The 12,092-nt window shown below is 57.7% G+C and carries 13 protein-coding genes; 2 read left to right on the top strand and 11 right to left on the bottom strand.

Annotated features, from left to right (window positions below):
- Window positions 1-494 precede the first annotated feature (494 nt).
- On the top strand, window positions 495-1,163 hold the full coding sequence (locus AB5Y84_RS00975) for an ATP-dependent Clp protease proteolytic subunit (protein WP_368176186.1): 669 nt from the start codon (window positions 495-497) through the stop codon (window positions 1,161-1,163).
- A gap of 178 nt (window positions 1,164-1,341) precedes the next feature.
- Here AB5Y84_RS00975 and maiA read toward each other — a convergent pair whose 3' ends face one another.
- From maiA to AB5Y84_RS00925, 10 genes are all read right to left on the bottom strand, one after another.
- A complete protein-coding gene (maiA, locus tag AB5Y84_RS00970) occupies window positions 1,342-1,980 on the bottom strand; it encodes a maleylacetoacetate isomerase (protein ID WP_162516186.1) in 639 nt (212 codons plus the stop codon).
- Window positions 1,981-2,119: 139 nt separating this feature from the next.
- Complete coding sequence (locus AB5Y84_RS00965) at window positions 2,120-3,115, bottom strand: fumarylacetoacetate hydrolase family protein (protein WP_201986795.1); 996 nt, start codon at window positions 3,113-3,115, stop codon at window positions 2,120-2,122.
- 10 nt (window positions 3,116-3,125) lie between these two features.
- Window positions 3,126-4,277 (bottom strand): homogentisate 1,2-dioxygenase, encoded by a 1,152-nt coding sequence (locus AB5Y84_RS00960; protein WP_201986793.1) that lies wholly within the window; start codon window positions 4,275-4,277, stop codon window positions 3,126-3,128.
- The gene (hppD, locus tag AB5Y84_RS00955) at window positions 4,270-5,406 is read right to left on the bottom strand and encodes a 4-hydroxyphenylpyruvate dioxygenase (RefSeq protein WP_201986791.1); all 1,137 of its coding nucleotides are present in this window, start codon (window positions 5,404-5,406) and stop codon (window positions 4,270-4,272) included. The genes AB5Y84_RS00960 and hppD overlap by 8 nt, the downstream gene beginning before the upstream one ends.
- 224 nt (window positions 5,407-5,630) lie before the next feature.
- Window positions 5,631-6,314, bottom strand: coding sequence for an HAD family hydrolase (locus tag AB5Y84_RS00950; RefSeq protein WP_368176188.1), 684 nt, complete (start codon window positions 6,312-6,314; stop codon window positions 5,631-5,633).
- A 26-nt stretch (window positions 6,315-6,340) separates the two neighbouring features.
- Complete coding sequence (locus AB5Y84_RS00945; RefSeq protein WP_203116596.1) at window positions 6,341-7,000, bottom strand: TIGR01621 family pseudouridine synthase; 660 nt, start codon at window positions 6,998-7,000, stop codon at window positions 6,341-6,343.
- Between the two features lie 177 nt (window positions 7,001-7,177).
- The gene (locus AB5Y84_RS00940; RefSeq protein WP_005337302.1) at window positions 7,178-7,870 is read right to left on the bottom strand and encodes an ABC transporter permease; all 693 of its coding nucleotides are present in this window, start codon (window positions 7,868-7,870) and stop codon (window positions 7,178-7,180) included.
- 3 nt (window positions 7,871-7,873) lie between these two features.
- Window positions 7,874-8,614 carry an ABC transporter permease gene (locus AB5Y84_RS00935; protein ID WP_005352911.1) on the bottom strand — a complete coding sequence of 247 codons (741 nt, stop codon included), beginning with the start codon at window positions 8,612-8,614 and terminating at the stop codon, window positions 7,874-7,876.
- Between the two features lie 211 nt (window positions 8,615-8,825).
- On the bottom strand, window positions 8,826-9,599 hold the full coding sequence (locus AB5Y84_RS00930; protein ID WP_005337307.1) for an ABC transporter substrate-binding protein: 774 nt from the start codon (window positions 9,597-9,599) through the stop codon (window positions 8,826-8,828).
- A gap of 49 nt (window positions 9,600-9,648) precedes the next feature.
- Complete coding sequence (locus tag AB5Y84_RS00925; protein WP_005337310.1) at window positions 9,649-10,419, bottom strand: ABC transporter ATP-binding protein; 771 nt, start codon at window positions 10,417-10,419, stop codon at window positions 9,649-9,651.
- Window positions 10,420-10,952: 533 nt separating this feature from the next.
- Between AB5Y84_RS00925 and AB5Y84_RS00920 the strand changes: the two genes are divergently transcribed.
- Window positions 10,953-11,855 (top strand): lysine exporter LysO family protein, encoded by a 903-nt coding sequence (locus AB5Y84_RS00920; RefSeq protein WP_368176187.1) that lies wholly within the window; start codon window positions 10,953-10,955, stop codon window positions 11,853-11,855.
- 66 nt (window positions 11,856-11,921) lie between these two features.
- Here AB5Y84_RS00920 and AB5Y84_RS00915 read toward each other — a convergent pair.
- Window positions 11,922-12,092: integrase core domain-containing protein (locus tag AB5Y84_RS00915; RefSeq protein WP_201902530.1), on the bottom strand; the 171-nt coding region annotated here is incomplete at its 5' end.

Here is a 12,092-nt window from a genome sequence, read left to right as displayed (position 1 = left end):
CGCACCTGAGCCTGTTTGTAGGTGAGCTCGCCTTTTTCAATCTGCTCGACCAGTGCCAGTTTAAAAGTCAGCGAGTAATCGCGCTGTGTCCGTTTTACACCTTGTCCCATCGGGTTCTCCATTTATTGGGGGGAAAGGTGTAAACCATATTCAGGACGGGACATTAGGTATCAAAAAGCCCTTCACCATGGTGAAGGGCTTTTTCTTATGGCAAATAGAGTAAATAGACGATCAGAACATGGCCCATAAAACCGACGTTGAAAGTGTGAGCATAGGCTCTGATAGAGCACCACGTATCGAAGAATGGGGTGGTGTATTCCCCTGCTACATAACTGGCACTATGGCATTCGTCATGTGGAGGCGAAATCAGTGTAGCCGACACTGTATTAATGTAGGCATCAATTAACAGCAATCTATTTTTCAGATGCCGATATTTGAAATAGTGATATTGTCAGCAACCAAGTGTCCCCAAATATGTTATCCATGAGGTATCTATGTCGATAAAAAAACTAATTCTGCTTGCTCTGGCATTACCGATACATGTGCACGCCAACATTTCTTTCATCAAGGGAAATACGGTCAATGACACAGATGTAGATAATGCAGCCATCTACTTCAATGCAGGCATAGACCCGCAGACCGTGGCCTGGCTGTTATCCTCTATTGATGAAATTAACGGCAATTATCGCAACATTCAAAATATAGACATATATCTCAATAGTGGGGGCGGTGATATGGACTCCGGGTATATGGCCTACGAGGCTTTGCGTAAAAATCCGACGAAGCTGAATATGATTAACGCATCAAATGTGGCCTCTTCTGCAACTATAATTTACTGTGCATCGAATCAGCGTTATGCCATGCCAATGGCATCTTTCTTACTTCATCCTGCTGCCGCGGCAAATGAAATCAATGATTACCTTAAGCCGGATCAGGCACAGCGTATTTTGGACGATGCTGAAAAATACAACTCGCTCTTTCGCACCATTTACTCCTCCTGCACCAAAATTCCGGCAGAGGAGCTAAAGGCCATCACCTCGTCTGAGAGTCGACGTGCAATCTACAACATTGAAAATGCCAAAAAAGTAGGGCTCGTGAATCAGGACATGAAACAGCCGGCAACATACCCCGTGACCTATTACATCACGGATATGCAGAACTAATAGGCCAATCCCACCATGGCAGCCATTCCAACACTCAGGAATGACAGCCATGGCGGTTCACAACACAGGCTGAGTTTTGGCAACAGCGCGAACATATTTCGTGAGCGAGCCAGTCATCTCACTGGCTCAATGAGTATTCACTGCTTTAGCCATCAAAATGCTGCATCGCGCGATCCGATCAGGGTTGCGCGTCCGGCTGACTAGCAGGGGCCGCCTTGATAAAGGCTTGCAACTGTTCGCAGTTGGCGACGATGCGGCGGATGGTAGGGTAATCGTCCAGGGTCATGTCGTAGCGGCGGGCGTTGTAGACCTGGGGCACTAGCATGCAGTCGGCCAGAGTCACTTCGTTGCCGACGCAGTAGACACCGGCGGTGGTCATCAACAGCTGTTCGAGGGCGGTGAAGGTCTCGTCAATCCAGTGACGATACCAGCGAGCCTCCTGCTCGTTGTTGGCCCTGAAGTGCTCTTCCAGATAGTTGAGCACCCGCAGATTGTTGAGCGGGTGGATATCGCAAGCGATCATATTGACGATCTGGCGCACCCGGGCCCGCGCGTCGGGGGAAGAGGGCATCAGTGAGTAGGCGGGATAGGTCTCGTCGAGGTACTCCATGATGGCGACCGACTGACCGATCTGCACATCGCCATCCACCAGAAACGGCACCAGCCCTTGTGGGTTGATCCGGCGATAAGCCTTCTCGCTCTGCTCGCCTTGCCGCAAATTGATGGGATGCTGCTCGTAGGCGAGCCCCTTGAGCTGCAACACGATCCGCACCCGAAAACTTGCCGACGAACGCCAATAGCCAAACAACTGCAACATAATCTGTCCCTGCATCTTATCTGGGCCCGAAGCCCGGCAGGTGCTCGCCACCTGCCTCCTTGTGTATCCGGCACCGGTTGAGGGCTCGTCGTGATCCGGACATATCCCGAATATCCTTGCCGCCAACCGGCGCTGACCATCAACCTCCCTGACCGCTCGCTGGCACCACCTGTTGAGAGATGGTGCCAAACAGGTTTTGGCCAGAGCGATCTTCCATCGCGATCGACACTCTATCACCAAACTGCAAATAGGAGGTTGTAGCTTGATCACAATCAAGAATTTCCAGCATGCGGCGCTCGGCGATGCAGGATGAACCGGCGCTGCGATCGTAGTTGGAGACAGTGCCCGAGCCGATGATGCAGCCCGCCCCGAGCGGTCGTGTCTTGGCGGCGTGGGCAATCAGCTCGAAGAAGCTGAAGGTCATATCCACCCCGGCATCCGGTGCACCGAACAGGGCGCCATTCAGATGGGTGCGCAGGGGCAGCAGCACCTTGCCATCACGCCAGTCATCGCCGAGCTCGTCCGGGGTGATCGCCACCGGCGAGAAGGCGCTGGACGGTTTGGACTGGAAGAAACCAAAGCCCTTGGCCAGCTCCCCCGGGATCAGGTTGCGCAGACTCACGTCGTTGACCAGCACCAGCAGTTTGACGTGGCTGGCGGCCCCCTGCGGGCTCACCCCCATCGGCACATCGTCGGTGATGATGGCCACCTCCGACTCGAAATCGATCCCCCACTCCTCAGAACCCATCACAATCGGCCCGCGGGGAGCCAAAAAGCTGTCGGAGCCCCCCTGATACATCAACGGATCGTGCCAGAAGCTTTCCGGCATCTCGGCGCCGCGGGCCTTGCGCACCAGCTCCACATGGTTGACGTAGGCGCTGCCATCGGCCCACTGATAGGCACGCGGCAGCGGAGAGAGGCAAGACGCTTCATCAAAGGGGAACGCCTCTACCGCACGGCCCTCGTTAAGCTGCTGATAGACAGCCTCGAGCCTGGGGGCAACCTCGGCCCACTCATCAAGGGCGGCCTGCAACGTCGGGGCAATCTCGCTCACCCGTACCGCACGGGTCAGATCCCGGCTCACCACCACCAAAGCGCCATCGCGCTTGCCATTATTCAATGTTGCCAATTTCATAAGCGATTCCTTATTTGCCGGCAGCCGCGCCCGGGCGCTGCCAGCTGGAGACATACCGGGTGTTCTCGATCCCTTCGCACAGACTGCCAACGTTCAGCGCATCGCGGGTATCGAGCATCACCGCCACCTCGTCGGTGAACTTCTTGGCATAGGCCTGCCCTGCCGCAAACGCCTTGGGATGGGGGCCGTGGGTGAAACCGGCGGGATGGAAGGTGACCATGCCCCGCTCGATATTGTCCCGGCTGAAGAAGTCCCCGGCATGGTAGAAGAGCACCTCGTCGTAATCATCGTTGCTGTGATAGAAGGGCACCTTGAGGGCGCCGGGATCGCTTTCGATGGGGCGCGGCACGAAGGTACAAATCACGAAGCGACTCGCCACAAAGGTCGAATGAGCCGACGGCGGCAGATGGTAGCGATGGCTCATCAGCGGGCGGATATCCCGCCAGTTTAGGCGCACCACGCACAAATCCCCGTGCCACCCTTGTGCATCCAGCGGGTTGAAGGGCCAAGTGATGACCGATACCTGATCGTGGCGCTTCACCTGCAGCGACCAGGGATTCTCATCCTGCTGGGCTAAAAAGCGTTCATTGATGGCGGGCACATCGAGCGCCGCCGGGTCGAAGATGGCGTGATTGCCCACCAGCCCCTTATCCGGCAGCTGGTAGCTGTCGTTGGTCGCCTCGATCATCAGGATGAACATGGGCGCGCCGGGTTCGATGCGCCACATGGTGCCACGGGGGATCACCACGTAGTCGCCATCGCGAAGAGTCAGGTGGCCGTAGTCGCAGAAGAACTCGCCGCCCCCCTCGTGGATAAAGAGCAGCTCGTCGCCGTCGGCGTTGCGCACCAGAAACGGCATCGCCTCGGAGAGCCGCCAGATGCGATAGCGGCAGTGGGGGTTGCTGAGAATGTCGGGGGCCACCCAGGGGGAAAGCGAGCTCACCTCTTCCTGGAGGGCATTGAGGTCAAACAGCCGTGGCCGCAGTGGCCCCTCCCAACTGCTCCAGTCGGTGGGGGCATGCTTGTGGTGCATGTGGGTGGCGGGGCCGAAAAAGCCGCTGCGCCCCAGCTCGCGCTCATAGATGGCCTGTTCCGGCAGGTCGGCATGGGCTTGCCGGGAGTGGGTCCCCTCCCGATGGGGGAAGTTAATCCAGTTACGCATCGCTCGCTCCCTCTTTGCGGGCACCCTTCTCATCCTCGGCGCCATCCAGCACGCCGCGGCGGATCTGGTCCAGCTCGATCGATTCAAACAGCGCCTTGAAATTGCCCTCACCAAACCCTTCGTTGCCCTTGCGCTGGATGATCTCGAAGAAGACCGGCCCTATCACGGTATCGGTGAAGATCTGCAACAGGATGCCATCCTTGGTGGGGGAACCGTCGATGAGGATGCGCAGCTCTTTGAGGGCCGCCAAATCCTCCTGATGCCCCTCGACCCGGTTGTTCACCTTCTCGTAGTAGGTATCGGGCGTCGGCATAAAGCCGGTACCGCGGCTGCGCAGGGTGCGGATGGTCTGGTAGATATCGCTGGAGGCCATGGCGATGTGCTGGATCCCCTCCCCCTTGTACTGGCGCAGGTACTCCTCGATCTGGGACTTGTCATCCGCCGACTCGTTGATGGGGATGCGGATCTTGCCGCAGGGGGCGGTCATGGCGCGTGAATGCAGCCCGGTCAGCTTGCCCTCGATATCGAAGTAGCGAATTTCGCGGAAGTTGCCAATCCGCTCGTAGAAATTGGACCAGACATCCATATTGCCGCGATGCACGTTATGGGTCAGGTGATCGATCTCCATAAGACCGGCATCTACCTCTGCCATCCGGGCCTGCCAGTCGGGGTAGAAGACAAAATCCACGTCATAGATGGAGCCCTTGTCGCCATAACGGTCGACAAAGGAGAGCGTACTCTCGCCGATACCGTAGATGGCGGGAATATTGAGCTCCATCGGGCCAATCTTGCCGACAAAGGGCTTGGCCCCCTTGGCGATGGCGTACTGCTGGGCTTTGCCCGCATCGCTCACCCGAAATGCCATGCCGCAAACGCTCGGCCCGTGCAGGCTGGCAAACTGCTCCGCCTGGGAGTGAGGCTCGGCATTGACCACAAAATTGATATCCCCCTGCCGGTAGAGCCAGCACTGCTTGTGTTTGTGCTTGGCGACCTCGGCAAACCCGAGCGAAACAAACAGGCTCTTGAGGGCGGCAATCCCCTTGGCATCGGGGGCTGTGTACTCGACAAACTCGAAACCGTCTGTGCCTAACGGATTGATGGTATGGGTGGCGGAAGAGGTGGCATTCATCGGGCGCTCCTTGCTCTTGATTCGGTTAAAACGGATTGCGGCACCCAGCGGTGCGGCAAGTGTTAACAACTTGTTTCATTAGAAGCAGGGCGTAGCAGGAAGAGAAGAGGCGGGTTGCAGATAGTTTTTCACAGCTGGCAGCAAAGAATGTAAATGGATTGTGACATTCAAGCTGCGGCCTTGCGGATCAAACGGTGACGACCCGCATGGCTGTCAGCTTTGCATTACAGTTGCCAGTTTTTGACCATCAGATGGGGCAAGCAGGCCCGGGCTTTTTGCAGTCGCGTGGGCGTTGGATTGATCAGCCACGCCTCTTTCCCCAACCCCAGCAGTGGCAGATCGTGCAGGCTGTCGCTAAGCGCCAGCTCGACATCGAGGGCGCAAATCTCCGGCAACAGCTTGTGCTGGCCGTGGCAATAGAAGCGCGGCATCAGGCCGCCAAAACGGTAGTGCATCTGCGAGCCAATGACCCGGTGAGGCAACTGGCCGGGCAGTTGTTGATGAAGCTGGGCTCGCACCAGCGCGCAGGGACTGGCGGAGATCACCCAGCAGCGCGCGCCCTCGCTTTGCAGCAATTCGCGAGCCTGACGATACAGCCCCGGCCTGGTGCGGCAATAGGCGCGCACCAGCTTGCGCCAGCCTAAAGGGGAAAGCCCCAACGTGATGGCCCACCAGATAAGGGAGATACCGCGCCGCCGCTGGCTGGGTAGCAGCTGACTTGGCAACAAATAGACCAACCCACCCAGCGCAATCACTGGCAACAGCAGCAGCGGCCAGATCCGGCGGCGCAGGATATAGCGCAGCAGACCGGCGTGGCTGTCACCGGGGGCCAGGGTGTCGTCAAAGTCGGCCAGGATCCAGCGCGGCGCACGTCCGTCAGGATCACGCTCTTTCGCTGAATGGATCATGGCGTCAGGCGCTGGGCGCATCAGCATCAGGGCGCAAGGGCTGCGATGGCTGCCGTGAGCTCGGGAGTGACAAATTCACTCCCCACATCGGGCGGGCAGACAAAATCGAACGGTTCCCCCGTCAGCGTAAAACTCAGTCGCCAGGCGTGCAGATAGCCGCGATCGGCTGGCGTACCGCCATAGCGCTCATCCCCGAGAATGGGGGCACCGATGCTTTTGAGGGCAACCCGGATCTGGTGGGTCTTGCCGGTCTGGGGCTTGATGCGATAGAGCCGCAGCCCCTCGCGCACCGACACTGAATCGAACCAGCTGATGGCAGGATTATCCAGAGTACGCGCCAGCATCCAGCTGCCGCCGCGCCCCTTTTGCATATCCCCCTTCACCCAACCCTGCTTCTTCTTGGGTTTGCGATCGGAGAGCGCCAGATATTGTTTGCTCACCTCGCGGGCCGCAAAGGCCATACTCAGCTCGCGATTAGCCTCTGTGGTGCGGGCTAGCAGCACCAGGCCGGAGGTCATCTTGTCGAGCCGGTGCACCGGATAGAGGGTCAGCCCGGTATCGGCCTTCACGCGATTGACCAGCCCCGGATTGACCGACTCCCCGTCGCCCTTCTCGTCGTGCATGCCGATGCCGGGCTGCTTGTCGATAACCAGGAAAGCGGGATGCTCAAACAATATCCGGTACATAAAACCTCGGGAACTGGGGAATAAGGCACGCAGCCAACGGCTGGCGGCGCTTGGGAGTGCTGCATTCTCCCTGCTCGGCCGCCATTTGGCAAACCGGGCGGGCAGACGATGAAGATGAAAAATGGCCCCGCCTGCAAACAGGCGGGGCCATTTTCACTCATCTTGGCAGATCACACCTTACACATTGCGCGGGCGCAGGTGGGCGTGCCAGCGCGCTTCCCACTTCTTGAACAGCCAGACGATGACAAAGGTGAGCAGCATATAGAGCAGCCCTGCGGTCAAAAACGCCTCGAACGGACTGTAGTAGCGGGAGTTGATGATCCGCGCCGCGCCGGTCAGATCGACGATGGTGATGATGCCCGCCACCGCCGAGCCTTGCAGCATGAAGATCACCTCGTTGCTGTAAGCCGGCAGCGCCCGACGAAACGAGTTGGGCAAAATGATCCGGGTCAGGGTCTGCCAGCGTGTCATGCCAAAGGCGTTGGCTGCCTCAATCTGGCCGCGCGGCATATTGTGTACCGCCCCGCGCACGATCTCGGCGGTATAGGCGGCGGTATTGAGGGTGAAGGCCAGCAGAGCACAGAACCAGGCTTCGGAGAAGAGCGACCAGGCGGCACTGTTCTTCAGCCACTCCCACTGGGCGGCGCCGTAGTAGATGATAAAGAGCTGCACCAGCAGCGGGGTGCCGCGAAAGAAGTAGATATAGGCCCAGATCGGCCCCTTGATCAGCCAGTTGCGGCTGTTGCGCAGGATGCCCATGGGTACCGCCAGCATCAACCCAAGGATCAGAGAGAGGGCCACCAGCCAGACGGTGGTATAGAGCCCCTCCCAGTAGGTGGGCCACTCTTTGAGAATGATTGAGAAATCCATGGCTTACCTCGTCTTGATGGCGTAATGACGCTCGGCCCACTTGAGCGCCGAGGTGGAGACTGCGGTGAAGATCAGGAAGATCAACGCCACCGCCATGTAGAAGGTGAAGGGTTGCTGGGTCGAGCCCGCCGCCAGCGAGGCTTTGCGCACCATGTCATCGAGGCCGATGATGGAGACCAGCGCGGTGGTTTTCAGCAGCACCAGCCAGTTGTTGCCAAACCCCGGCAGGGCGTGGCGCATCATCTGGGGGAAGAGGATCCGCACAAACACCTGGGTTGCCCGCATGCCAAAGGCCCGTGCGGCCTCCAGCTCACCTTTGTCCACCGCCAGAATGGCGCCGCGAAAGGTCTCGGTCATGTAGGCGCCGAAGATAAAGCCGATGGTCGCGACACCGGCCACAAAGGGGCTGATGTCGATATAGTCCGGAAGCAGGGAGACCCACTCCTGATTGGGATTACTCTCCAGTAACCAGCTGTTGTAAGTCTCGTTGACCCAGGTGCAGATACCGTTGATCAGCACCTGGCCGCCAAAGAAGAGCAGCATCATCAGCACCAGATCGGGGATGCCGCGAATGATGGTGGTGTAGCCGGTGGCGATGGCCCGGGCCCACTTGTAGGGAGAGAGTTTGGCCAGCGCCCCCAGCATCCCCAGCAGCAACGCCAGCAGCAGGGAGGCCAGCGCCACTTCCAGGGTGACCCAGGCGCCCTCCAGCAGCGAGGCTTCGTATCCTTTCAAATCAAACATATGCAGCTCCATCGCCACTGAATCTTCACGCACCTGCTAACCAGAAGGCTCCATAGCAGTCCGAATGAAATATGTGCAGCTCCATTGCAATCAATGCGGGCCCGTAAACTCCCTCAGGGAGGTGACGGGCCCGATGACTACTGACGGGATCAACCTGTCGTTACTTGCCGTAGACGTCTTTGGACTTACTCGCCGTAAACGTCTCTTTGTTTTACTCTCCGTAAACGTCGAACTCGAAGTACTTGTCGTTGATTTCCTTGTACTTGCCATTGGCACGCAGCGCCAGAATAGCGGCATTGAATTTCTCTTTCAGATCCTTGTCAGCCTTGCGCACCGCAATACCGGCACCCTCGCCAAACCACTTGGGATCGGTCAGTTTCGGGCCGACGAATTCAAAGGCATCACCGCCCTCTTTCTTCAACAGACCGTCGGTGATGGCGGCAGAGTCGGCCAGCACATAGTCCACACGACCGGATTTCAGATCGAGATACGCTTCATCGGCGGTGCCGTAACGCTTGATGGTGGCGTTGGGGAAGTTGTCGGTAATAAAGGTATCCATGGAGGTCGCACGCTGCACCGCGACGGACTTGCCTTCCATAAAGGCTTTGTCGAGCTGCACGTCAGTGCCCTTCTTGGCGGCGAAGCGGGCCGGAATGTGCTGGTACTTCTGGGTGAAGTCCACTTTCTTCTTGCGCTCTTCGGTGATGTCCATGGTAGCGATGATGGCGTCAAACTTGCGCGACAGCAGCGCCGGAATGATGCCGTCCCAGTCCTGCTTGACCAGGGTGCACTTCACTTTCATCTCTTCGCACAGGGCGTTGGCGATGTCGATATCAAAACCTTTCACCTCGCCACTGGGCTCGGTCCAGGAGAAGGGGGGATAGGCACCCTCAACCCCGATCCGGACCTCTTTCCACTCCTTGGCCATCAGGCTACCGGACGCGAGGGCAGTAACTACGGCTGTCGCCAGCATCAGCTTGTTCATGTATCTCTCCTTGATAAAACAGTTGATTGGGTAACCAGGCATCCCGCCATCAGTAGATGGAGGAGATGAATTGCTTGAACCGCTCGGATTTGGGATGGGCGAAAATCTCCTTGGGGTTGCCCTCCTCTTCCACCCGCCCCTGATGCAGAAACATCACCTTGTTAGATACATCCCGGGCAAACGACATCTCGTGGGTCACCACCAGCATGGTGCGCCCCTCTTCGGCCAGCTCGCGCATCAGGCCGAGCACCTCCCCCACCAGCTCGGGATCCAGCGCCGAGGTGGGTTCGTCAAACAGCATCACCTCGGGCTCTACCGCCAGCGCACGGGCAATGGCGGCCCGCTGCTGCTGACCACCGGAGAGGTGGCCGGGATAGTAGTCACGCCGCTCCCAGAGTCCAACCCGGTTGAGCAGTTGCTCTGCCTTGGCCAGTGCTTCGGCGCGAGGTACCTTGAGCACCTGGATCGGCACTTCGATGATGTTCTGCATGATGGTCATGTGTGACCAGAGATTGAAACTTTGAAACACCATGGCCAGTCGGCTGCGGATCCGCTCCACCTGACGCATATCCTCGGGCAACCGCTCGCCGGCGCGGCTGGTTTTCATCCGGATCAACTCGCCATGGAGCGAGACGGTGCCGGATGAGGGGGTTTCGAGCAGATTGATACAGCGAAGAAAGGTCGACTTCCCCGAGCCGGAGGAGCCGATAAGGGAGATCACATCCCCCTTGTGGGCGGTCATGTCGATGCCCTTGAGCACTTCGTGGGTGCCAAAATATTTGTGCAGATCACGTACTTCCAGTGCGGCAACGTCGCTCATCCATTACAACCTTGTCTGTCCCTAGACGCCGCAGGGGGCGTGACTCAACCATCGTCCATTTAACAAAAAGTTAACCGATGGCAACCTTCAGCGAAAATATCACCCGGATAGTGAAAAAACAATACAGAACGAGGGTCTTCAGGGGATTCGCTCTATTTTTATTCGCTCTTTGCGTATTTTTCAGCACTTTGTTTGCATAAACAGCCGTTTCAATGGCTATTCCGATAACGCCTTTTTATACCCCAATCATATCAGTGGCAAGAGAAAAGCGTGATGTGTGCCAAACCGGCACCAAAATGGCTTTATGCACCCCCTTGCCGAGCGAAATATCGGCCCCCCGATTGGATCAACTTGATTTCATTGATGCACTCGGGCTCGCACAGAACCTTATCAAACAGAGAGGTTGTGGCAAAAAAGTAACAATCTGCCCCCAAAAGGGCTGTTTTCGGCCATGAAAGCGATAGATATGTGACACAGAGCCAATAAGTAATGATAAGGTGATGTTTTTATCAGTTTTTGTGATCGAGGCCTCGATGCTGCTCAATGTGTTGCTGATCCTGTTGCCACTGGCAATCGGCTATCTGATTCCCCTCTCCTCTGCCCGGCTGATCAAGCTGGTCAACCAGAGTCTGGGCAAGATGGTCTACCTCATTCTGTTTCTGATGGGGCTCGGGCTTGCCTATGTGGAGAACCTGGGCAGCAATCTGGCGGTGATCTTCAAGGTCGCCGGGGTGATGCTCACCGCGATCACGGTCTGCAACCTGCTGGCCCTCTGGTGGCTCGACAAGCGCACGCCGCCGACCCACGAGGCGAGCGATGCCAAGATGCCGGGCAAGTTGCACCTGTTGTGGGAATCCCTGCAGCTCTGCTTTGTGGTGCTCGGCGGTGTGCTGCTGGGTCTACTGGTGGATCTGCGCGCACTGCCCATCGACAAGTGGAGCGAGTGGGCCCTGATGCTGCTGCTGTTTCTCATCGGGGTGCAGATGCGCAACTCCGGCATGCGGCTGCGCCAGATCCTGCTCAATCCCTGGGGGATGAAGATAGCCGCCACCGTCATCCTCAGCAGCTGGCTGGGCAGCCTGCTGGCGGCCCAGTTGCTGGGCATGCCCTTTACCCATGGTCTGGCGATGAGCTCGAGCTTCGGCTGGTATTCGCTCTCCGGCATTCTGGTGGCCGACAAACTGGGGCCGGTGCTCGGTTCTGCTGCCTTTATCAACGATCTTGGCCGCGAGCTTATCGCCATCCTGATCATCCCGGTCCTGATGCGACGCCACCCCTCGGCGGCTATCGGTTACGGCGGCGCCACGGCGCTGGACTTCACCCTGCCGGTCATCCAGAAATCAGGGGGCATTCAGGTGGTGCCGGTGGCCATTGTCTCCGGCTTTATCCTGAGCCTGCTCGGCCCCATCCTGATCCTCGGGTTTCTGGCTATCTAAGCCTTATTCCCACATTGTGTCTAGTACTGAAATAGGTTTACACATTTTCAACTAGCATTTCTCTACTCAGAACCCCCTATGTACCGCATCGGGGGTTCTGTATTTCAACGCATGATGCGGCCGCTCCGCGTTGTAAATATCCACTGCTTCACGCACCATTTCCCGCGCTTGCGTCAAATCCTGCGGGCTTTGCAACAATAACTCTCCTTTCAAAATCCCGTTCACCCGCTCCGCCAA

This window comes from Aeromonas sp. s11, from assembly GCF_040907945.1.
Taxonomy (GTDB): domain Bacteria; phylum Pseudomonadota; class Gammaproteobacteria; order Enterobacterales; family Aeromonadaceae; genus Aeromonas; species Aeromonas veronii.
The sequence above is the reverse complement of the archived record's forward strand: the minus strand, read 5'-3'. Positions and strand labels throughout refer to the sequence as shown.

Bases quoted from the DNA above. Each gene is read 5' to 3' on its own strand.
- AB5Y84_RS00975 (WP_368176186.1), top strand. From the start codon at position 495: ATGTCGATAAAAAAACTAATTCTGCTTGCTCTGGCATTACCGATACAT.
- maiA (WP_162516186.1), bottom strand. From the start codon at position 1,980: ATGTTGCAGTTGTTTGGCTATTGGCGTTCGTCGGCAAGTTTTCGGGTG.
- AB5Y84_RS00965 (WP_201986795.1), bottom strand. From the start codon at position 3,115: ATGAAATTGGCAACATTGAATAATGGCAAGCGCGATGGCGCTTTGGTG.
- AB5Y84_RS00960 (WP_201986793.1), bottom strand. From the start codon at position 4,277: ATGCGTAACTGGATTAACTTCCCCCATCGGGAGGGGACCCACTCCCGG.
- hppD (WP_201986791.1), bottom strand. From the start codon at position 5,406: ATGAATGCCACCTCTTCCGCCACCCATACCATCAATCCGTTAGGCACA.
- AB5Y84_RS00950 (WP_368176188.1), bottom strand. From the start codon at position 6,314: ATGATCCATTCAGCGAAAGAGCGTGATCCTGACGGACGTGCGCCGCGC.
- AB5Y84_RS00945 (WP_203116596.1), bottom strand. From the start codon at position 7,000: ATGTACCGGATATTGTTTGAGCATCCCGCTTTCCTGGTTATCGACAAG.
- AB5Y84_RS00940 (WP_005337302.1), bottom strand. From the start codon at position 7,870: ATGGATTTCTCAATCATTCTCAAAGAGTGGCCCACCTACTGGGAGGGG.
- AB5Y84_RS00935 (WP_005352911.1), bottom strand. From the start codon at position 8,614: ATGTTTGATTTGAAAGGATACGAAGCCTCGCTGCTGGAGGGCGCCTGG.
- AB5Y84_RS00930 (WP_005337307.1), bottom strand. From the start codon at position 9,599: ATGAACAAGCTGATGCTGGCGACAGCCGTAGTTACTGCCCTCGCGTCC.
- AB5Y84_RS00925 (WP_005337310.1), bottom strand. From the start codon at position 10,419: ATGAGCGACGTTGCCGCACTGGAAGTACGTGATCTGCACAAATATTTT.
- AB5Y84_RS00920 (WP_368176187.1), top strand. From the start codon at position 10,953: ATGCTGCTCAATGTGTTGCTGATCCTGTTGCCACTGGCAATCGGCTAT.